The organism is Halomonas llamarensis, assembly GCF_023555005.1.
Classification (GTDB): Bacteria; Pseudomonadota; Gammaproteobacteria; order Pseudomonadales; family Halomonadaceae; genus Vreelandella; species Vreelandella llamarensis.
The window spans coordinates 33,297-55,388 of the sequence record NZ_JAMJPJ010000021.1 but is presented as its reverse complement, the minus strand read 5'-3'; the positions used below and the strand labels follow the sequence as shown (position 1 = coordinate 55,388).

Below are 22,092 nucleotides of genomic sequence, written 5' to 3'. Positions count from 1 at the left end.
GCATAGTCGGGCGACAGGGTAATATCACGCAGATTATTCAGTCCCGAAAACAGGCTGACCTTACTGAATTTGGACACGCCGGTCAGCAGCACAAAGTGCAAGTGGGGGTCGGCGTCCTTAATAACGCTGTAAAGGTTCTTTAAACCCTCGCGCAGTTCCCGGGCACGCTCGGGCACCAGGATATTATCCAGAATCGGTTTGTCGTACTCATCGATCAGCACAACCACCCGCTGGCCGCTCTGCTGGTGGGCGGCGCGGATCAGGGCGGAAAATTCACCCGGTATATCGGTTTTATGGTGCTGAGTAATGCCGAGCTGCTCGCGTTGAACCCTTAACTGCTCACGAATACGCTCGTCCAGCCCTTCACGGCTCTGCATCACGCCATCGGCAAAGCTAATACGAATCACTGGGTAGCGCTGCTGCCAGTCCCACCTATCATGAATATAGAGCCCTTCAAACAGCGCTTGGCGACCTTCAAACAGGCAGCGCAGGGTGTCCAGCAACAGGCTTTTGCCGAAGCGGCGTGGCCGCGAGAGGAAGTAGTATTTGTTCTGGTTAATCAGGCGTTCAATATGCGGGGTTTTATCGACGTAGTAATAGTCGCCCTCGCGGATATCTGAGAACGTCTGAATCCCGATGGGGAGCTTACGGCGGTGGGTATCCGGCACGGCTGGCCTCCAGAACAAAAACAGCGATACGAACAGCAGTCTAGCATGCCCACCGATAGGCGTTGTGCTGAAAAGGCTGCTTCTAAGCCAGGGTCTCCACCTCAAACGCGACAATCTGGCGCTGGGCTCATTCCTTATCAGTGTAGGCGCCTTCGTCTATTAACTTCTAGGCCTTCACCGGCCACTTCCTCCCACCATCCGCGCCAACACCTTGTCCTTGATCCAAAAGCGGTGAATCAGCGCCATTGCTATATGGCCGATGACTAACCCACATAGCAGCCACGAGAGTGGGCCGTGAAGAAGATCGGCGGGTGCGATCATCCAGGTGATGTTGCGGTCTGCTTCGGGCAGTAGCTCCATACCATAAAAGCGCAGCGCGCCGCCGCGGCCATACTGGCGTAAAATAGCAAAAGCAGGTAGCCACAACAGCAGCGCATAAAAAGTGATATGCACCAGGCGCGCCATGTGGCCAAGCTGCGGAGGACGCTGCTTGCGGTTGACACATGCCCAACCAAGGCGCGCCAGGGTCATTATCAGGAGCATAAAGCCCAATGACCCATGAGGCCCGATGCCCGCCAAAAACAGCGTGATAGCGTTTTCGCCCATTCCTCCCCAAGCCAGCAACACAGTAAACTGCAGTGTGACCAGCGCGGCGGTCAGCCAGTGCAGCGCGCGACTTATGCGTCCGTAGTGGCTGGGGCTGTCTCGCCAGCCAATAGGCGTTTGAGCTGGCGTGCTGGTGTGATCGCTGTTTAAGGCCGTGCTGTTTGCCGCTCCTTTAACCATTGGCCTTGCCCAGACGCCAGTAGCCCATGCTGGTGACGTACTGCTTGGGTAGCCCGCACTCGTTGATTAAGTAGCGCCGCAGCTTCATGGCGACCTTGGTTTCAGCGGCGATCCAGGCGTAGAAGGGTGCACTGTCGTCCAGGGTGGCGGGCTCCCAGAGCGGGCCATTTTCATCCCGGTTTAGTTCATCTTGGCGGCTTCTATCCTCGCCGACATTGGTTGCGCTCGGAGGAGTGCCTCCGAGCGCGACAATTTCTTGTTGCAAATCGGTATCGCGCAGTGCTCTCAACAGCAGCTCACCGTGTTGGCAGCCGGGTTCGGCATCGCGGGCCAGCCAGCGCAGCTTGGCGGCCTGGGGCAGCGGCTGAACATCGTCGCTGCGGGGCACTTCAAACAGTGCTTCGACCCTGGGCTTGAGAGGCAGATTATCGAGGGTCTCCAGAATACCGGCGGCGGCGGGGAGGGCGGTTTCATCGGCGATGATCAGGATCCGGCGCACGTTCTGGGGTGGCTTCCATTCATAGCCCAGTTTTGGGCCTTCCGCATTGGCGACGGGGGCTGTCATAGCGAGGCGGTCGCCGGGGCAGGCGTGCATTGCCCAGCGCGAGGCGGGGCCGTTGTCGCCGTGGAGTACAAATTCAACGTCCACCTCAGACTGCTCCGGGCGTAAGGCGCGGATGGTGTAGGTACGCGCAGAGGGGCGCTTGGCATCCGGCAGGGCACGATAGGCACTCGACCAGTTGTGCGCTTCCAGCTTGGCGATCTCGAACAGCGGGTCGAGACTGCCACCGCCTTCGGGAAAGAACAGCTTGACGCGCTGATCCGGGGCGTAGGTCGCCATTTGGCCGACGTCTGGGCCGGTAAAGGTGAACCTGACGAGTGAGGCGCTGACCTGGGTGCGCCTCGCCAGGGTGATATCGAACAGTTGGTAGCTCGGTTTGGCTGCCATGGAGGTATCTCCTTTAACTTATGTATCTATCGAAGAGTCAATTGTAGTGTTAATTATTATCATTTAGAATCGTTGTCAATAATTTAATCATTAACCTCCAGAACTATTAAGGCTTAGACAATGATGCTGCTGCCTATTACATCTCTTTTGGCGAACTGTTCGGTCATCACAAAAGGGTGCCCACTATGCTAGGCGCTACGCAATTTACCCAACGAATTGGGGGGATGTCGCCCGCCAAAGCCTGCCTTTTGCTGAGCCTGCCGATGGTGGTGCTGTTTTGGCTGGGCCTGCAGGGACAGGGCGGTTTTGCGCTGGGCCTGAAGGCGTTAGTGACACCTTCCTTTGAGAACGTTGACGAGTTGCTGCTGCACTATGCTTGGTGGCCGCGTCTCTCGATCGCGCTGCTGGCCGGGGGCGGCTTGGGGCTGGCAGGCGTGCTGATGCAGCAGGTGCTGCGCAACCCCTTGGCGTCGCCCACCACCCTGGGAGTGGCATCGGGCGCTAATTTGGCGTTGATGATCGCCACCTTGTTTGCGCCGGGGCTGCTTGTCGCCGGACGCGAGTGGGTCGCCTTGGTGGGGGGGGCGCTGGCAGTTGGCTTAGTGTTTTTGCTCTCCTGGCGGCGCGGTTTGGCGCCTATTGTGGTGGTGCTGTCAGGCCTGGTCGTCAATTTGTACCTGGGAGCGCTCTCCACCGCGCTGCTGTTGTTTAACCATGAGGCGCTCTCGGGACTGTTGATTTGGGGCGCTGGTTCGCTAGCGCAAAATGGTTGGGATGGCGTCGCGATCCTATGGCCACGGCTGGTGATTAGCTGTGTTGCTGCCTGGTTCCTGCTGCGCCCTCTGGCAGTGCTGGAGCTGGATGACGCCAGCGCCAAGAGCCTGGGCGTATCGCTTGCCTATTTACGTTTTGCGGGCATGGGGTTGGCGGTGTTTATTACCGGTAGCATCGTCAGCGTGGTGGGCATTATCGGCTTTATCGGCTTGGCCGCGCCCAACATTGTGCGCATGGCCGGTGCGCGCCGCTTAGGTCCACGGTTGCTTTGGTCGGCGCTGCTCGGAGCCGTGCTGCTGACCACCACGGATCTGCTGTTGCAGCATTTCGGTGGCATGGTGGCGGCCTTTATACCGACCGGGGCGATTACCGGTGCCCTGGGGGCGCCGCTGTTAATGTGGCTGATTCCGCGCCTGAAACTCCAGGGCGACCAGCCGCCTAAAGGGGCGGGTGTTTTTTCTCATCGCCATCCGGCGCCTTCGCGTTTGGCGACGGGTTTAATTCTCGCGCTATTGGGCACCACATTGCTTGGCTTGCTAGTGGGGCAGGGTGTTGATGGCTGGTACTTGCTATCGCCGGATAATTGGAACGTGATGCAATGGCGCATGCCGCGAGTGATGGCGGCCGCTGCCAGTGGGTTGATGCTGGCGATTGCCGGGACGATTCTCCAGCGCCTTTCCGCCAACCCCATGGCCAGCCCCGAAGTGTTGGGCATCAGCGGTGGTTGTGCCATTGCGCTGATTTTGGGTATTTTCCTGTTGCCAGCACCCACCAATATGATGCTGATTGGCGTCGGTACCCTAGGGGCTTTCGCGACACTGGTGGTGTTGGTGGGTATCAACCGCAAGAGCGGTTATCTCCCCGAGCGTTTGCTACTCACCGGGGTGGCCGTCAGTGCGCTGTTTGATGCGGTGCGCAGCGTGATGCTGGCAGGCGGTGACCCGCGCGGCCAGCAGGTGATCGCCTGGCTGGCGGGTTCTACCTACTACGTGGATATTACCAATGCCGTCGTGGTCGGGGGTATCGCCGCCGTGCTGGCGCTGGTCACGCTGCCGTTTACCCGCTGGCTGGATATCTTGCCGTTAGGCGCGCCGACGGCCAAAGCACTTGGAGTAACCCTCAATCGTGCCCGTTTGGCGCTGCTATTGTTGGTGGCGCTGCTTACCGCCTGCGCCACACTAGTCGTCGGGCCGCTGTCATTTATCGGCTTGTTAGCGCCGCATATGGCGCGCTTGGTCGGCTTCTCCCGGGCAGGTCAGCATCTGCTGGGCGCGGCGTTGATCGGCATGCTGCTGATGGTGCTGGCGGATTGGGTCGGCCGACAGATTATTTTCCCTTATGAGATACCGGCCGGCTTGGTCGCCTCCCTGATTGGCGGCGCTTACTTTATGTGGGGGCTGCGGCGGCTATGAGTCATGTGGCGATCAAACCGAGTGAGCTTTCAGCAATGCTGGATCCTGCGGAGTCGCTGTTGGCGCTGTACCGCCAGCCGCCGCTGGATAACCTGAAAGCCCCAGCGTTTGGTCAGCCTGATGAACCAACGCTGGCAGCCGCTGCGTTGCTGGATCGAGGCTTCTTAAGTGAGCAACTGGCGCGCTACGGCCTCAGCCACGGTGACAATGCGGATCTCAAAGCCGTTGCCTCTATATGGTCGAAATTTCATTTCAGCAGTGTCTCGATCCCGACACTGGTGGCCAACCTGCTCCTCGGTTACGCGTTGCCGGTGGGCATAAAGGAACTTCGGCTGGCGCTGGGCGATAAAGGTCAGACCGGGCGTATCTGGTTGCCACATGGTGGTGTACCGCTGTCCTCTCAAGCACCTCAGGCACGCTTTAGCATGCTGTTTGACGACCACTGTGCGCCACTTATTGAGGCGCTTTCAGCGGTCTCTGGGCTTTCTACCAAAGTGTTTTGGAGCAACCTTGGCGCCTATGTGGAGTTCGTGGGGAAGACCTGCTCGCGGCACCCGGAATTCAGCGGCGCGGGTGACCCGCTGCTGGATTATCTCGATACCAAGACGCTCCCCGATGGTCGCCGCAATCCGCTTTATCAGCCGGTGCGCTATCTGGAGTTAGGTGGGGAAACACCCGCACGGGTGCGGCGGCTGTGCTGTATTAAATACCGACTGCCCGGTGAGCCACTGTGTGGCGGTTGCCCGCTGAAACCTGAAAATAAACCGGCCAAGCGTCGGCGCTAACCTTCGAACCGCCAAGGAGCCTTGTTCATGGAGCTGTTGAAAATCGTCTGGCGTGATTATCGCTGGTCTTTTATCGCAGTGGTGCTGCTTAGTCTGACAAGCGCTGGCTTGGGTATCGGTGTTATCGCCTTTATCAATCAGCGGCTGCTGGGCACCTTTACCGACCCGTGGCGCATCCTGCCAGAATTCTTGGGGCTAGTGGCGCTACTATTGATCATTACGTTGGCATCACAGCTGGCGCTGACCACGCTGGGGCACCATTTCGTCTACCGGCTGCGCGGGCAGTTGATCAAGCGCATTCTGGATACCAATATCGAGCGTATTGAGCAGATCGGCAGCGCGCGCTTGTTGGCCAGCTTATCCAGCGATGTGCGTTATATCACCGTGGCTTTTGTGCGCTTGCCCGAGCTGGTGCAGGGCGGGGTGTTGACGGTGGGCGTTACCCTTTATTTGGCTTGGCTCGCGCCTGCCATGCTGGCCGTGACCGCACTCTGGGTGATATTCACGATCATGGTGGGGATGCGCCTGGTGGCGAAAGTTTATCGGCACATGGCCAAACTGCGCGATTCTGAAGACCGTCTTTACGCGGATTACCAGTCGGTGATCGAGGGGCGCAAAGAACTGGCGCTTAATCGCGACCGTGCCGAGTGGCTATATCGCGACGTTTACACCCCTAACGCTGAAGTGTATCGACACCATATCATTCGTGGCGACACCTACCACCTTAGTGCGGTGAACTGGTTCAATATCATGATGTTGGGCGCCATCGGCGTGGTGTTCTTCCTGGCCAACGGCCTGGGTTGGGCATCGCCTCAGGTGGCGACTACCTTCTCGCTCACGCTGCTATTTCTACGCGCGCCGCTGATTCAGGCTATTGGCGCTTTTCCGCCCTTGATCAATGCCCAGGTGGCATTCGAAAAAATCAGCGCGCTCGATCTGGCCGAACACCAAGAATCGTTTGGGCATTCCTCCTATCGCCATGAATGGCAAACGCTGGTGCTGGATCAGGTTACCTATCGATACCCTGCGGAAGAGGCGCGGCCGGGCTTTGCCATCGGCCCTATTGATCTGACGTTAAACCAAGGCGAGGTCGTATTTCTGATCGGGGGTAACGGTAGCGGCAAATCGACCCTGGCGAGACTTTTGACCGGGCTTTACCAGCCCCAAAGCGGCTGTGTGCGGGTCGATGGCAGGCCATTACAGGAAGAGGACTGGACACGCTATCGCCAACACGTCTCGGCCATTTACACCGACCTGCACCTGTTTGATCGTTTGATGGGCCCCGCGGGCGAGTCACCGGATCCCGCGTTGATGGAGGAGTGGCTGGCCGCACTGGGTATGCACAGTAAGCTCGATTTCGACGGCGATCGCATCACCAACGCCAACCTCTCTCAGGGCCAGCGCAAGCGCCTGGCGATGCTGCTGGCGGTGGCTGAACAGCGCGACCTACTGCTGCTTGATGAGTGGGCCGCCGACCAGGACCCCCAGTTCCGCCGGGTCTTTTACCGTGAGCTATTGCCACAGCTTAGGGCATTGGGTAAGACACTGGTGGTCATCAGTCACGACGACCATTATTTCGACCAGGCCGACCGCCTGTTGGAAATGCGCCAAGGGCAGTTGGTCGAGCTCACCGGCGAACAGCGTGAAGCCGCCAGCCGCGACGCGGTGGCCCGGGTGAGTACGACATAAGGTGACCCGATCACCCAAGCAGCGTACTTTTCAGTGTCAGTTGGGTGGCGATTACGGCTATCATGATGCTGATCGCATCGTCGATTCAGTCATCTCCGGTCCACTGACTGGCACAGTGATAGTAAAGCAGCTTCCCTCACCTTCGGTGCTGCTGACATCAATACGACCACCCAGAACGCCAGTCACCAAGTTGAAGGTAATATGCAAGCCAAGCCCGGAACCTCCCTGGCCCAGCCGAGTGGTATAAAATGGATCGAAGATCCGCTTGCGCGACTCAACCGGTATGCCACAACCGTTATCACTCACACTCAACGACACCCAGCCCTGTGATTTTTCTTTGGCAACAATGCGAATGCAGCCTTCTTCGCGCCCGGCGAACGCATGAACAACGGCATTGTTGATTAAATTTATCAGCACCTGAGACAGCTTCCCAGGATAGCTGTCGAGGTACAGCGTTTGCGGCACATCGACTTCCAGACGGTACGGGCTCCGCTGCAACGTTGGCCGCATGGAAAGGTTGACCTCTTTTACCAGCTCATAAAGATTGAATTCGCGCCTGTGAGAGCTTGCTTGATCAACCGCCAGTTGTTTAAACGCACCAATCAACTCGGCGGCGCGCGTCATGTTTCGCTCAACAATCTGAGCGCCCTCGTCGACATCCGCAATAAAGTCATCTAGCTCACGGCGCGTTACTTGTTGAGCCAGCTTCTCAGCAAAAGCACGGTTAGCATCCCGGATTGCTGTCGACGACATCAGCGCATTGCCGATAGGCGTGTTTAACTCATGGGCCACGCCAGAGACCAACGCCCCCAGCGAGGCCAGTTTTTCACTTTGCACCAGCTCATCTTTTACGTCTTCCAGGTGCCTGAGCAGGGATTTCAGTTTATCGCCATAAGCGTTGACCGCTCGGCGCAGTGCGCCAATCTCGTTCATGGCACCGGTCTCAAGTGCCTGAGCCGTCCCCCCGTCGGTTAATTCTTGGATCTGCTGGGTGGTCTGCTGAATCTTGTGCAGCAAGTTGCGGAAGAGAATCGCGGCCACAATACCCACCACCATCAGCAAAACACCAACGGCTAGCATCAAAAAAAGCCCCATGCTTTCCGCGGCAGCCGTCATGCGGCCCTTGGGCACCACTAGCCCGATTGTCCAGCCGGTTTGGACGTGTTTAATCAAATCAACGTAGGCGGCTTCACCCAAAATAGCGTCTTCCGGCAGCTCAATCATTGCCGTTCCTTGCAAGTTGATGGCTCTGGTCAACGCGTCGCTAAGCCAGGGCAATTTCTGGCCAAGTGCCTCTGCGGAAATAAGAGAATGGTCTGCTTTCTCAAGCTGAACAGCCGATTCAGGGAAACTGATCATTTGCCCGGTTGAATCCATGGCGAAGGCATAGCCGCCATTTTCTGAGCCGTGCTGCGCCAATATGTCGGTAATACCACCAAGCCACATGTCGACCGTTGCAACCCCAGCAAAGCGGTCGTTTTCATGGAAAGGAATGGTGCACGTGACCATGGGCGTGTCTGTGAAAGGATCAATATAGGCTTCTGACCAGCTGCAGCGATCGGTCGGCGCGTCGCGCCCCAACTGATACCACGGTTCATTGTGATAACCGGAACCACTGGAAAGGTTATAGTCATCAACATACGACACCTCACCGTTTGAGCGGCCCCAGAAAAAACTCCGTCGTTGTACCCCTTCGGTGAAAACACCCGGCTCGGGCCAAATACCGCCACCGGCTATTGCGGGGTCGCCGTGATTATCGATAATTGACGGAAACAGCTGTTTGAACAGTGCCTCATCTTTTGGCAACTTTGTGGTCGCAAGCGCCAATGTGCTGGCAAGGAGTTCTATTTGACCAAGGTTGGCACTGAGTAGGTCCGAAAACCCATCTTGATTTAAGGCGACCTGTCGCTGTTGTTGTTCAATCAGGTCGGGTTTCACCTTGAATTCAACCACGACAATAATGACCAAAAGTGCCATTATCAGAACACAAGCAAATCCAAGATTGATTTGCTGACGAATCATCAATATTGGTTTCGTCATACTTAGTAACCCTGTTGCTGCTTCCATGAGAAGCCTCCGCTCGATTGAACGCAGGACGAACTGCAGGCGCTTGCTTGAAAAAAACCGTTCCTATTTTATTCTTAGGTAGCGCCGCTGCTGGTGCCAGTATCGTTGAAGGTTTTTTTTGCTTTTTCGAGGAATGAACACGATGATGCACCTTAACCCATACATTATTTCGACTCAGCGACGCTTACAATATGTTTGAAAGGGGCATGGAGTATGGTAAATGGCAGCGATGACCCGATGGTGTTTGCTGACGACGTTGAGAAAACAGCAAGCTCTGCATCCGTGCCATGGAAGATACTGATTGTTGATGATGATCCCGACGTTCATTCGACAACCAAGCTTGCACTCAAAGGATTGTCGGTAGATGGCTGCCCTCTTGCCTTCGCGGATGCTTATTCTGCCGCAGAAGGGTTAGACCTACTAAAACAAGACAAAGATTTTTCCGTTGCCCTGGTTGACGTGGTGATGGAAAGTGACAATTCAGGTTTAGACCTCGTACAAGACATACGAGACAAATTGAACAACCACCGTATTCGCTTGATCTTACGCACCGGACAGCCCGGGTACGCCCCGGAAAGTGACACCATCCGCCTGTATGACATTAACGACTACAAGACCAAATCTGAATTGACCCGCGTTCGGTTACTCACCAGTATCGCCATTGCCATTCGCTCGTATTCGCAAATCAAGCAACTCGAGGCTAACCGCAACGGCTTAGAGGAAGTTCTGGCGGCAACGTCCGAGTTGGGTAGGTTTTCCGACCTCAAAGCATTCGCTTCGGGGATTGCCTCGCACTTATGCGCTTTATTGAAAGTTGATAGAGATTGCCTAATTTGTGCCGACCTTAAACCGCTCGGTAACGCAGCTTACATTTTGGCCGCTGAAGGGTATTATTCTCATTGGATCGGAATGCCATTAGCAGCCGTACCCGAAACACAGGTACGCCAGCAACTAACCAGCGTGCTGAACAATAAGCAGCATGCATTGCATGACGGTTTATGCTTGTATTTTCCTGGCACCGACAACCAAGCACTTGCTGCTTTTATTAAGTGGCCACGTGCGATCACTGCCTCAGATAGGCGCCTGCTGGAAGTGTTCTGTAGCAATATTTCGGTCGCCTTTGAGAACCTTCAGCTGTACCGCTCCATTGAACAGCTTGCTTACCAAGACCCCTTAGTTGGCTTGCCCAACCGAAATGGCTTTCTTGCTGAAATTGAGCACCAAATCAGCCAACCAGCCCAAACGGCAAAAGCGGTTGCGTTGGTGGATTTAGACAATTTCTCCTACATGAACAGCGTGCTCGATGACGCATTTGGCGATGAAATTCTACAGGCGGTTGCCCAACGCTTGACATCGCAACTGAGTGACAACTGCTTTGTGGCTCGTGTGAGTGGGGATGTATTTGGTGTGTTGAGCCATGTTGACGATTTGACTCCCGAGCGCATTGAAGCAGTGTTCGCCGAACCCTTTGCATTGCATCGAAACGAACCGTTACGCATCTCTGCCACCAGCGGTTTGATCATTCTGGATCAGAAACCGCTAGGGGCCACCGACATATTGAAAAATGTCGGCGTGGCGTTAAAGCAAGCCAAGCACTTTCATCGCGGTAAAACCGTTTTTTTTGCCCCAGAGCTGGCCGATGCCGCGCGTGACCGCATGCAGCTGTTAAGTCGTTTAAGAACCGCATTCTCCGATGAGCATTTAAAGCTGCACTTTCAGCCGTTCATTCGTTTGCACGATGGCGTCACCACCGGGGCAGAGTGCTTGTTACGCTGGCAAACGAGCGACGGTCAATTCATTCCGCCTGATCAATTTATCCCACTCGCTGAGCAATCCGGCATGATGGTGGCGCTAGGTCACTGGATAACCCGCACGGCCCTACGGTGGCGTTCAGGCTTAGTGGGTCGGGTGGACGACGCCTTTCGCGTGGCTATCAACGTCTCACTCGTACAGCTAAAAGAAGACGATTTTGTAGAATCCATGATGCGCAACATTCAGGAGCAAGGGTTGCAGGGACATCATGTCGAACTTGAACTAACAGAATCAGTGGCGGCAGACGATGTTATAGACGTTAGCCAAAAGCTGAAACAATTGGGAAAGCATGGCGTTAGTATTGCGCTGGATGATTTTGGCACTGGCTACTCATCACTCAGCATTTTAAGCAATTTGCCGATTGACCGGCTTAAAATTGATCGTAGCTTTGTGAGTGGCAATGCAGCCGACCAACCCCGCTTCAGCATGGCGCAAACCATTATGGAACTGGCCGGTAATTTTCAGATGCGAACCATTGCGGAAGGCATCGAAACCGAAGAACAACGAGTGGCCTTGCAAGAAGCAGGTTGCCAAGAAGGACAAGGCTATTTCTTTTCTCGGCCACTCGATGAGCAGCGATTTGATGAATGGCTGGGGCCCTAATCGGTAGAAGACTCGCTTTTTTTACTGGGTTAATGGTACTAAACTGTATTGCTGCTCGGGAAGATGCTTTTGTGCATTCTCTTCTTTCTCTTGGCCGAGCTTAAAACGACTTACGACATCGGTGAGGCGTTCTGCTTCATGCTGTAGCTGGATGGCAGCGGTACTGGCTTGCTCCACCATGGCAGCATTCTGCTGTGTCGTTTGCTCCATTTCGTTGACGGCTGTATTGATTTCATTGATGCCGCTACGCTGTTCCTGGGTTGCTACGGCGATTTCTTCCATTAAGGTGGTCACCCGCTTCACCGAAGCCATGATTTCTGACATGGTTTCACCAGCCAAATCTGCTTGTTGCGTTCCCGCTTCAACTTGTTCCACTGAGGTGGCGATTAACTGTCGAATGTCGGTGGCGGCGTCGGCACTTCGCGTGGCGAGCTGACGCACTTCACTAGCGACCACGGCAAATCCTCGACCATGTTCGCCAGCACGGGCCGCTTCTACCGATGCATTGAGTGCCAGGATATTGGTTTGGAAAGCGATGGAGTCAATCAAGCCGATAATGTCGGTGATCTTTTGTGAGCTTTGGCGAATTTCGTGCATGCGGCTGACCACATTGGTGACGACATCTCCACCTTGTTGGGCACTGTGAGCGGTTTCACGGGCGACCTGGCTCGCTTGATCGGCGTTTTCGCTATTACGCTCCATCGTCGAGGTCATTTCCTTGATGCTTGAAGCGGTTTCGGTCAGAGAGGCTGACTGGCGTTCAGTACGAGCGGCGAGGTCCTGGTTTCCTTTGGCAATTTCACGAGCGCTGGCAAAGACTTCTCCGCTGCTATCGCGTACCGTTGAAACGGTACCCAACAGGCCTTGCTGCATATTACGTAGCGAGGCGAAGAGAATTCCTATTTCGTTGCGGCCCCGAGTTTCCACTTCTCTGGAAAGATCGCCTTTGGCCATGCTCTGAAAGTGTTCGGTAATCCGATGCATTGGACGTATCAAATTAGCCCCCACCCCCCAATAAACGATCAGAGTGACCACGATCGCAATAATAAAAACCGCAATGATGGTAATAGTGGCCATGCTGACCACTGAAGCAAAATCGTCCAGCCGGTCATTGCCTTCATCTTCGACTGTGTGGAAAAAGCCAATGGCATTCTGATAAAACTCGGTATAAGAGCGGTGAGCATCATTGCGCTGGCTGCGATAGGCCGTGGCATTACCTTGGGCAAGGGCGTCGACCTTGAGGCACAAGGTTGGCATCCAGCATGCTGTTGAAGCTTTTCTCTATGGGCTCAATGATAGCCTGGTGCGTAGGATCTGCCGGAAGGGCGAGAAACGTGTTGAACGCACGACGGGCATTTTCCAGAGAGTCTCGCAATTCGGCGGCGCGCTGCTGCCTTTCTGCATCGGTCAGCGATGATTGAGGCTCAATCAACTCTTCATACAGACGTGCCATACCAAGGCGTGCACCCTGTAACGTAGAGTTCGTTCGATTGAGCGTCGATTGCTGGTTGACGTTGACGTTGGTGAACTGCTCGATACTTTGCTGGCTGTGGTTTACCGCATAAAGCCCCGTGCCACTGAGCAAGAGCAGTAAGGTTAAAAAAGAGAGCAGAACCAGCGTCCAGCTCATTCTCATCGTTAGGTTATCTAGTAGGCGCATCAGGTATTCCTCAATCTTGGTCACTATAAACATCTGCCAGAAATGGAAAATAGAACTGCCAGCAAATGCAGCAGTTCTATTTCATGATGGTTCGTGCAGTAATAGGTGTTAACTCAAGGTTCATGGCAAATGGCTCAATCAGAAGTGCCATTACCTTGGGGCTGTACCTGGTTGAGTTTATCGCTTTCCGCCTTGGCCGCTTCCTCATCTGCTTTGGCAATGGCTTCGCGCTCTTTAGCCTCGTCTGAAAGTGACTTATTCGGTAGTACGATATTAAGTGTGAATGCCGTTATGGCAGCTACCACAATAGGGGCGCCGCCGATCAGGTTTCTCAGTATGTCGGGGAATTGTTCTATGGCGGCGGGTACCGACGCGATGCCAAGGCTTAGCGCCAAGGCAAGGCCAACGATGGTCATATTGCGTGCGGACATCTCATCTTTAACCAGTAACTGGATACCGGTCATGGTGATCATACCGAATACGGTAATCGTTGCCCCGCCTAATACTGGGTAAGGAATGGTTGTCATGATAGCCCCGAACTTTGGACTAAGGCCGGCTAGTATCATGAAGATGCCAGCCAGCGCCAACACGTAACGGCTGATAACTTTGGTCATTGCCACAATGCCAACATTTTGACTGAATGTTGATGTTGGCAATGCACCGAAGAATGAGCTCACGGTGGTGGTTAAGCCGTTACCTAACAAGCCACCCGTTAACTCTTTCGTTTTAAGCTCACGGTTCATGCCGCCTACTGTTGTGGCTGACAAATCGCCAATGGTTTGTACCGAGTTGATGATGCAAATGACGATCATCGATGCAATAGCCGCAGGATGAAACTCCATTTCGAAAGGCATTACCTCGGGTACGGCAATCCAGGTGGCATTGGTCACATTTTCGAAGCTGACCATTCCCAGGGCGAGCGAAAGCAGGTAGCCCACGACGATGCCGACAATAATCGCGGAAAGTTTGATGACCCCTTTACCGAACTGCGCTGCGACCAACACGGTGAGTAGCGTGATAATGGCAACAATCCAGTTGAGAGGGTCGCCAAAATTGGGTGCGTCCACGTTGCCGCTACCCGCCATGTAGCGAATAGCAATATCGTAAAGTGACAAACCGATGACCAAGACGACGGTTCCGGCAACAACGGGCGGAAAAAGATGACGGATGTACTGGATGAAGTAGCCCACTACCACCATTGCCATTCCGCCAATAAGTTGTGCGCCAAGTATTCCTTCAATACCGTACTGAGCGCCCACTGCGACTAAAGTCGGGACATAAGCAAAACCAACACCAAAGATCGCAGGCAGGCGCGCACCAAATTTCCAGACCCCATAAAGGTGGAAAACCGTGCAGACCCCTGATGCGAGCACCGCAATCTGAATGAGCAAAAGCTTTTCTTCTATGCTCGCGCCTACCACACCAGCAACGATAATCGGGGGGGTGATAACGCCAGCGATCATTGCTAGCAAGTGTTGAAGAGAGAGGGGAAGAACCTTTAGGAATCGTGGTTTCCCATAGAAATCAAAGAGGGAGGTATTCTTTTCACGTGTTCGCTTTCGTGGGTCGGAAGCGTATGAGGTTTTGCTCATGGATGTTTCTCCTTGTTTTTGTATTCAATAAGTGTGTTTTTTTGTTGATGTTGTAAATCCGTACTGTACACAAAACGGTAGTAGAAAATAAATGATTTTGCAGTATTTCTTTGGCTTTTTTCTGCCTGGAAAATCATCCCCTTGTATGAAGGGTCATGAGATATTCCTCTTTTGAAATAACCACCTGAGACGCTATAGCAGGTTATTTTTACGTTGTAACAGTTAGTGGTGTGGGTTATGACGAGCTTTTTCGTAGGTGCGAATCACATGGATTTGACTTTCGTCGTATAGGCATTATGAGTGGGAGAGTGGTATACAAAGATTGCTTTATAAATTTGTATACAAAAAAACTTTGAAATGTGTCGATTAAATATATAAAACTGTTGTCAGTACGTAAAGGAGGGGTGCTACATGGCATACCCAACTTTTCGTCATCAATGATGCGCCGCCGATGGTGGCTTGGTTAGATAACTCAGGAGAAAATGATGGGACACCTTACCACCCATGTGCTGGATACCGCTCAGGGCCGCCCTGGAGAAGGCATTAAAATCGAGGTTTATCGTTTGGATGCTGAACGACGCCAACTTCTTAAGACGGTCGAGACCAATGATGACGGTCGTTGCGATGCCCCGATACTGGAAGGTGACGATCTGGTCGTCGGTGAATACGAGCTGGTATTTCATGCGGGCGATTACTTGACGCGCCAAGGAGTAAAAGCAGAGGAGCCGCGCTTCCTAAGTGTTATCCCGCTACGTTTCGGCGTCAATGATGCGTCGCAGCACTACCATGTACCGCTATTGTTGTCGCCTTACGCTTACTCGACGTATCGCGGTAGCTGAAGACCGACCGACTAGCGAAAGAGACAACGCACGTAACACTGCCGTCTAACAACAATCACCCGAGGCGAGGTTTCCTCATGCAGGCCTATTTCATTGAATTTGGCAACTTCATGCTGCGCTGGCTGCACGTTATCGCGGCAATCGCCTGGATTGGCGAGTCAATCTATTTTGTTATGTTGGATAACGGCTTAAAAACGCCCAAGGCCGCTGAAGACCGTGAAAAAGGCGTCTTCGGCGAGATGTGGGCGGTTCACGGTGGGGGGTTTTATCACAATCAAAAGTATGCCACCGCGCCTGACAAGCTGCCTAACGATCTGCACTGGTCGTTCTGGAAGGCTTATACCACTTGGTTATCCGGTTTCGCGCTGTTCATTATCCTGTACATGGTCAATCCAGGCTTCTATCTGGTGAACCCCAATAGCGACTGGGAATGGGCTGCCAATATGACGGGGTGGCAAGCCAATATTCTTGCGCTGGTGTTCCTGCTGTTGGGATGGGTCGTTTACAACGAGATGTGCAAGCGTATCAGCCCCAACATGGAACGTGATGGCCTCTTAAGTATCGGTGTGGCGATCATGATGGTGGTAGTGGCCTATCTGAGCACTCAACTGTTCTCCGGCCGCGCTGCCTTCTTGTTGACCGGCGCCGTGATGGCGACCGCCATGTCGGCTAACGTATTTTTCTGGATCATTCCGGGCCAGCGTCGCATGGTAAAAGCCATGAAGGCGGGGGAAACGCCTAATCCGCTTGACGGCAAGCGGGGCAAGCAGCGCTCGGTGCATAATACCTACTTCACCCTGCCGGTCGTGTTGCTGATGATCAGCAACCATTACTCTTTCGCTTATTCCCACGAACATGCCTGGGTACTGATGACGCTGTTCATCTTCGCTGGCGCCTTGATTCGTCAGTACTTCGTCTTGATGCACCAGGGAAAGATACGGCCTGCCTATCCGGTCGTCGGTGTGGCGTTAATTCTCATCGCGTTCTGGGTGGGGATGCCGTCCAGCAGCTCGGCGCCCACAGGCGAACAGACAGCGGGAAATGGGCCGAAAATCACTGAAATAAAGACATTGATGAATAAGCACTGTGTTGCATGCCACTCACAGACACCCACACAACCCGGTTTTTCGGCGCCACCGGCTGGCTTGGCCTACGATAATATTGATCAGATTCTCCTTCAGAAGGACAAAATCCAACGAGTCGTCAAGAGTGGTTACATGCCGCTTGGTAATATGACGAATATGACAGAGAGAGAGCGTGCAGTGATTCAAGCTTGGAAGGAATAGCCATGTGAAACGTTGATGTCATCTGAGTCCGTTGCCTCGTACAGCCCGCTTTTTTGGCGGGCTGTACGTGTTTCTAAGGTGATTTTTTTCTTTATATGATGCGCAATGAAAGCGGCACAAAAATCCGTATACAATAGGAGGTATATAAAGCGTACAAGGAGATCTGTCATGGAGCAAAAAATGAGCCTCGAAGAAAAGGCAACAGCTAGCGCACGCCCTAAGCGTTTGGGCAAAAATGGTGATGGTTCAGAGCGTCACGAAGTGATTTATCGCGCTATCAGCGATGCCATCATTAAGCAGCAATTACACCCGGGGTCTAGGTTGCGAGAGGATGCGCTGACCGAAGTGTTTCATATTAGCCGGACGGGGATACGTAAGATTCTTCAGCGTTTGGCGCTGGAGCAGCTGGTCACGATTACCCCTCGACGCGGTGCCAGTGTCACACGTCCTACGGCTAAAGAAGCTCGTGATGTTTTCGCTGCTCGTCAAATGGTGGAATGCGGCCTGATGCCGGAGGTGGCACGGCATATCACCGATCAGGACGTGGATGAATTGCGTGAGATGGCCAAGCGCGAGCGTGAGGCGCTCAAAACCGGTGAGCAAAGCACGGCGATCAAACTGTCCGCAGCATTCCATGAGCGGCTGGCGCAACTCTCCGGTAATGCGACGTTGGCCGCGTTCGTCGGTCAGCTTTGTTCGCGTTCTTCACTGATTCTTGCGGTTTATGGAAGCGCCGGACATCTGGGCTGTGAATCGCATGATCATGACGACTTGATCGACTATCTCGCTGAAGGCGACGGCGAAAAAGCCAAAGCGTTTATGAATCATCATCTTCAGGAGATCGAGGCTTCGCTTTCTATTGTTGAAGAAGAAGCGGCAGCGCCCGATCTTCACCAGATATTCGGCATGACATCCTGATGAAAAAGCACTTAGTGTTATTGAATGGCAATACCAACCTGGCCATGACGGATGCCATGGCGCATCGCACTCGGCAGTTCATGGGGAGCGCCGTTAACGTATCGACAATGACGGCAACCGAGAGCGTCGCTTATATCGGCTCCGAGCGAGACTGTGCAACCGCGGCCGCTGCAGTGCTCGGCATGGCCGAACATTGCCTACAGCGCTCTTCTACGTCGCCGGATGCGATTCTGCTGGCTTGCTTTGGGGAACCGGGGATGGCGGCCGTGCGTGAGTTCAGTCCGGTCCCGGTGGTCGGTATGTTAGAAGCTTCCTTGCTCACGGCGATACAGCTGGGGCAGCGCTTTTCTATCATTACCCTGGGCAAGCGTTGGCCACGAATGATCGAAGACGTTCTCAATAGGCTGGGGGTGGGCCGATACTGCATCGGAATAGATGCGATGGTGATAGACGATTTACTCCTGCCCGAGCAGCGAGCGCAGGCAAGAGAAAGGCTCCAGAAAGTCGTCGATGCACAATGTGAACGATTAGCGCCGGACGCCATCATTATCGGAGGTGCGGCCTTGACCGGGCTACGTGAAGAGGTGTCGTATCCATCATCTGTTAAGCTTCTTGACTCTCTTGATGCGGCGTTGGCCCAGGCGAGTGCATTGATATCGCTGCCACGTTAACGATCTTTTCAGGTTAACTTGCGCATCTGCCGAGTACAGTTTATCTTCTTGTTGTATACAAAATATTCGGTAAATAGCATCAGTCCCACATCGGTATGCTGTTTCACAACAAGGACCTTACATCATGCATTCGCCCGATTACCCTCGTGATCTGGTTGGTTATGGCCATACTCCCCCTCATGCCAACTGGCCTGGCAAGGCCAAAATCGCCGTGCAATTCGTGTTGAATTACGAAGAGGGCGGAGAGAACTCAGTGCTGCACGGCGATAGCGGTTCCGAGCAGTTCCTTTCCGAAATAGTGGGGGCGCCCGCTTTCCCTGACCGCCACCTGAGTATGGAATCCATCTATGAGTATGGCTCCCGGGCCGGGGTGTGGCGTGTGTTGCGCGAGTTCGAACGGCGCGGCTTGCCGCTGACTATTTTTGGCGTTGCCATGGCTCTGGAGCGTAACCCTGAAGTGGCTCATGCCTTTAAAGCGCTGGGTCACGAGGTCGCTTGTCACGGCTATCGCTGGATCAACTACCAGGAAGTGCCGGAAGCCGTAGAGCGCCAGCACATGCAGCGTGCCATCGAGGTGTTCCAGAACCTTTATGGCGAGAAGCCGCTGGGCTGGTATACCGGCCGCGATAGCCCCAATACGCGTCGCCTGGTGCTCGACCAAGGCGGCTTTCTATATGACAGCGATTATTACGGTGATGACCTGCCGTTCTGGACGCGGGACCAGGACAGTCAGGGTCAAACGCACTCCCATCTGGTAGTGCCTTATACGCTGGATACCAACGACATGCGCTTTGCCTCGCCGCAGGGGTTTAATACCGCCGATCATTTCTTTAGTTATCTGCGCGACGCTTTCGACGTCTTGTACGCAGAAGGGGAAGAAACCCCAAAAATCCTTTCTATCGGCTTGCATTGCCGATTGATCGGCCGCCCAGGTCGCTTCCGTGCGCTTCAGCGTTTTCTCGATTACATCGAAGCGCATGAGCGTGTTTGGGTGACGCGACGTGTCGACATCGCGCGTCACTGGGTCGAACACCATCCTGCTCTCTGAGGTAATGCGTTTCTAGTGCGGTCTTTGTCTTTTTCTGTTCGCCCCGAGAGCGAAAGCCATGAAGCGAGTGAACGAGCCATGAGTGACAAGGGTGAAAAAAAACATCTAATCCCCGCACTTGAGCGAGGGCTGATGATCTTAATGGAACTAAACCGTCATCACCGTGAGATGAGTTTTGGGGAAATCGTCAAGCGAGTTGGCTTTCCCCAGTCTACCTCTTATCGGGCGGTCCAGACCTTGGAGCATATGGGGTTTCTCCGTCATCATCCCGTGACGGGGTTGTATTCGCTGGGCGTCAATGTGTTGCGGCTAGGCTTTGAATATGTCGCCTCTTTGGATGTGGTTCAGGTGGGGCAGCCGGTGATCGAGTCATTGTGCGAGCAAACCGGCTGCTCAAGCCATATCGCGATTCGCGATGGCCGTGACGCGGTCTATGTCGCGCGGGTAGGAGCGACGAATGCCACCATTCGCCGCGTTAGCGTGGGCACCCGGTTGCCGTTGCACCGAACGTCGTTGGGGCGAATGTTGCTTACCGACCTGTCTCGCGAAGAATTCGAGACGCTCTACCCCGCAGGCGAACTTCTGGATAAAGAACCGGGCACGCCCGCCAACCGTGAAATTCTCTGGGAACTCGTGCAGGAAGACCGCTGCCGTGGCTATGTCATTGCGGATTCCTATTTCCATTTCGGTATCTCGTCGATCGTCTACCCCCTCTATAACTACGACGGTGCCATGGAAGGCGTCGTCAGTATCATGGTGCCCGTGCACGAGGTTCCCCCAGCGGCACACAATCGGTTGCAGTGCCATGTGGCTGAAGCGGCGGCGAGTATCTCGGCCATGTTGGGTCATGGGTAAGCCCTTGGAGCAACGGCATTAACCGCGAGATTGAGTGATACCTATCAATAAAATGACAACTATCTAACCATGACAACTATCTAACCATGACAACTATCAACTCATTCCAATCATGAAAGGAAAGATGATGGCCAAGCGCAACTATTACGCCCCTCAAGGCGGTCATCCGCCCCAGACACAGCTGCTGTCGGATCGCGCCGTGTTTACCGAGGCCTATGCCGTGATACCCAAGGGGGTCATGCGTGACATCGTGACCAGCAACTTGCCGTTCTGGGACAAGACCCGCTTGTGGGTGCTGTCTCGTCCACTGTCCGGGTTTGCCGAAACGTTTTCGCAGTACATCATGGAAGTTTCCCCCGAGGGTGGTAGTGACAAACCTGAACCCGACCCGATGGCGGAAGGCGTACTGTTCATCGTTGAAGGCGAACTGACCCTCACCCTGGCAGGGGAAACCCACCTCATGCAGCCCGGCGGTTATGCCTTTCTTCCCCCGGGAACCAGCTGGCAGGCGCATAACCGGTCTGAAGCGCCAGTACGTTTTCACTGGGTGCGCAAGGCTTATGAGCGGGTCGAAGGCATAGAGGTACCTGCGGCATTCGTCACCAATGAAAACGACATTGAACCGACCGCCATGCCGGATACTGACGAAAAATGGATGACCACACGCTTCGTCGACCCGGAGGACGTCCGCCACGATATGCACGTCAATATCGTTACCTTCCAACCTGGGGCGGTCATCCCTTTTGATGAAACCCATGTCATGGAGCACGGGCTTTACGTGCTCGAAGGCAAGGCCGTCTATCACCTGAATCAGGACTGGGTGGAGGTCGAGGCTGGCGACTTCATGTGGCTGCGCGCTTTCTGCCCGCAAGCCTGCTATGCCGGGGGGCCAGGGCCGTTTCGCTATCTGCTTTATAAGGACGTTAACCGTCACATGAAATTGGGCGGCGTTGGCCCGCGGTAGGGTGTTAAATAACAAGGCGGTTGATACAACCTTTAGGAGCCAGCAATGCTGGAGTTAAAAGCACAGCCTCTAACACCAGAGGCCTTTGCGCCCTTTGGTGATGTGATTGATACGCGCACGGCAGACTATTTCCCGATTAATGCTGGGCGTACGCGTCGCTATCACGACTTAGCGCAGGTGGAAACCCTGGGTGAAAATGCCCGGGCGCTGATTAATATTTTTGTCAGTCAGCCGGTTGAAATGCCCCTGGCGCTCGACTTTCTCGAATGCCATCCGCTCGGCAGCCAGGCCTTCATGCCGCTGCACGAGGAGCGTTTTGTTGTGGTAGTGGCGCCGAAGGGCGAAACGATCGAACCAAAACAGGTGCGTGCTTTTGTGACCGATGGTCGACAAGGGGTGAACTATGCTGCTGGCACGTGGCATGCCATCCAGTCGGTTCTAGAACGAGAAGGGCGCTTTCTAATAGTGGATCGTGGCGGTGAAGGCAACAACTGCATCGAATACCCATTAGCGATCAACGTGTCTCTCAACTAACCAGCGCGTTGCGCAACAAAAAGTGCTTTTATAGTGGACTGGTAGCCCAGCTGCCGGTCCTTTTTTGCTGCCTGAAATATACCTCCCTTTAAGTCGTCACGACTCCTTCTTTGGTTTCTTATTTAATCATTTAACCATCTGATTTTATGGGTGAATGTTCCTGCTCAAAATATTCTATGG

At 54.2% G+C, this 22,092-nt stretch carries 19 protein-coding genes; 12 read left to right on the top strand and 7 right to left on the bottom strand.

Features of this window, described 5'->3' with window-relative positions; genetic code table 11:
* The 3 genes from M8006_RS12425 to M8006_RS12415 all read right to left on the bottom strand — a co-directional run.
* Window positions 1-668: ATP-binding protein (locus tag M8006_RS12425; protein WP_250082651.1), on the bottom strand; the 668-nt coding region annotated here is incomplete at its 3' end.
* 174 nt (window positions 669-842) lie between these two features.
* A complete protein-coding gene (locus tag M8006_RS12420) occupies window positions 843-1,454 on the bottom strand; it encodes a cytochrome b (RefSeq protein WP_250082649.1) in 612 nt (203 codons plus the stop codon).
* Window positions 1,447-2,403, bottom strand: coding sequence for a siderophore-interacting protein (locus tag M8006_RS12415; protein WP_250082647.1), 957 nt, complete (start codon window positions 2,401-2,403; stop codon window positions 1,447-1,449). Before M8006_RS12415 ends, M8006_RS12420 begins: the two co-directional genes overlap by 8 nt.
* A gap of 185 nt (window positions 2,404-2,588) precedes the next feature.
* On the opposite strand from M8006_RS12415, the gene fhuB reads away from it, so the two are divergent.
* The 3 genes from fhuB to M8006_RS12400 are packed head-to-tail and all read left to right on the top strand — an operon-like array spanning window position 2,589 to window position 7,063.
* Entirely contained in the window at window positions 2,589-4,589 is a 2,001-nt protein-coding gene (fhuB, locus tag M8006_RS12410) for a Fe(3+)-hydroxamate ABC transporter permease FhuB (protein WP_250082645.1), read from the top strand.
* Window positions 4,590-4,624: 35 nt separating this feature from the next.
* Complete coding sequence (gene fhuF / locus M8006_RS12405; RefSeq protein ID WP_250082643.1) at window positions 4,625-5,374, top strand: siderophore-iron reductase FhuF; 750 nt, start codon at window positions 4,625-4,627, stop codon at window positions 5,372-5,374.
* 27 nt (window positions 5,375-5,401) lie between these two features.
* On the top strand, window positions 5,402-7,063 hold the full coding sequence (locus tag M8006_RS12400) for a multidrug ABC transporter permease/ATP-binding protein (protein ID WP_250082641.1): 1,662 nt from the start codon (window positions 5,402-5,404) through the stop codon (window positions 7,061-7,063).
* Between the two features lie 60 nt (window positions 7,064-7,123).
* Here M8006_RS12400 and M8006_RS12395 read toward each other — a convergent pair whose 3' ends face one another.
* A complete protein-coding gene (locus M8006_RS12395; protein WP_250082639.1) occupies window positions 7,124-9,103 on the bottom strand; it encodes a sensor histidine kinase in 1,980 nt (659 codons plus the stop codon).
* A gap of 267 nt (window positions 9,104-9,370) precedes the next feature.
* Between M8006_RS12395 and M8006_RS12390 the strand changes: the two genes are divergently transcribed.
* Entirely contained in the window at window positions 9,371-11,545 is a 2,175-nt protein-coding gene (locus M8006_RS12390) for a two-component system response regulator (RefSeq protein ID WP_250082637.1), read from the top strand.
* 21 nt (window positions 11,546-11,566) lie between these two features.
* Here M8006_RS12390 and M8006_RS12385 read toward each other — a convergent pair whose 3' ends face one another.
* The 3 genes from M8006_RS12385 to M8006_RS12375 form a co-directional block, all read right to left on the bottom strand.
* On the bottom strand, window positions 11,567-12,802 hold the full coding sequence (locus tag M8006_RS12385) for a methyl-accepting chemotaxis protein (RefSeq protein WP_250082635.1): 1,236 nt from the start codon (window positions 12,800-12,802) through the stop codon (window positions 11,567-11,569).
* On the bottom strand, window positions 12,759-13,205 hold the full coding sequence (locus M8006_RS12380) for a Tar ligand binding domain-containing protein (RefSeq protein WP_250082633.1): 447 nt from the start codon (window positions 13,203-13,205) through the stop codon (window positions 12,759-12,761). Before M8006_RS12380 ends, M8006_RS12385 begins: the two co-directional genes overlap by 44 nt.
* A 134-nt stretch (window positions 13,206-13,339) precedes the next feature.
* Window positions 13,340-14,797, bottom strand: coding sequence for a uracil-xanthine permease family protein (locus tag M8006_RS12375; RefSeq protein WP_250082632.1), 1,458 nt, complete (start codon window positions 14,795-14,797; stop codon window positions 13,340-13,342).
* A 485-nt stretch (window positions 14,798-15,282) separates the two neighbouring features.
* Here M8006_RS12375 and uraH point away from each other — a divergent pair, with 485 nt between their 5' ends.
* The 8 genes from uraH to M8006_RS12335 all read left to right on the top strand — a co-directional run bounded on the left by uraH (window position 15,283) and on the right by M8006_RS12335 (window position 21,912).
* Window positions 15,283-15,636, top strand: a complete 354-nt coding sequence (gene uraH / locus M8006_RS12370; RefSeq protein WP_250082659.1) for a hydroxyisourate hydrolase — start codon at window positions 15,283-15,285, stop codon at window positions 15,634-15,636.
* A gap of 77 nt (window positions 15,637-15,713) precedes the next feature.
* A complete protein-coding gene (locus tag M8006_RS12365) occupies window positions 15,714-16,922 on the top strand; it encodes a urate hydroxylase PuuD (protein ID WP_250082629.1) in 1,209 nt (402 codons plus the stop codon).
* A gap of 168 nt (window positions 16,923-17,090) precedes the next feature.
* On the top strand, window positions 17,091-17,840 hold the full coding sequence (locus tag M8006_RS12360; RefSeq protein WP_430886827.1) for a GntR family transcriptional regulator: 750 nt from the start codon (window positions 17,091-17,093) through the stop codon (window positions 17,838-17,840).
* Window positions 17,840-18,511 carry an aspartate/glutamate racemase family protein gene (locus tag M8006_RS12355; RefSeq protein WP_250082627.1) on the top strand — a complete coding sequence of 224 codons (672 nt, stop codon included), beginning with the start codon at window positions 17,840-17,842 and terminating at the stop codon, window positions 18,509-18,511. Before M8006_RS12360 ends, M8006_RS12355 begins: the two co-directional genes overlap by 1 nt.
* 124 nt (window positions 18,512-18,635) lie before the next feature.
* Window positions 18,636-19,559: an allantoinase PuuE gene (puuE, locus tag M8006_RS12350; protein ID WP_250082625.1), complete on the top strand. Its 924-nt coding sequence runs from the start codon at window positions 18,636-18,638 to the stop codon at window positions 19,557-19,559.
* A 78-nt stretch (window positions 19,560-19,637) separates the two neighbouring features.
* Window positions 19,638-20,414 carry an IclR family transcriptional regulator gene (locus M8006_RS12345; RefSeq protein WP_250082624.1) on the top strand — a complete coding sequence of 259 codons (777 nt, stop codon included), beginning with the start codon at window positions 19,638-19,640 and terminating at the stop codon, window positions 20,412-20,414.
* 127 nt (window positions 20,415-20,541) lie between these two features.
* Window positions 20,542-21,378: a bifunctional allantoicase/(S)-ureidoglycine aminohydrolase gene (locus tag M8006_RS12340; protein WP_250082620.1), complete on the top strand. Its 837-nt coding sequence runs from the start codon at window positions 20,542-20,544 to the stop codon at window positions 21,376-21,378.
* A gap of 45 nt (window positions 21,379-21,423) precedes the next feature.
* A complete protein-coding gene (locus M8006_RS12335; RefSeq protein ID WP_250082618.1) occupies window positions 21,424-21,912 on the top strand; it encodes an ureidoglycolate lyase in 489 nt (162 codons plus the stop codon).
* Window positions 21,913-22,092 lie beyond the last annotated feature (180 nt).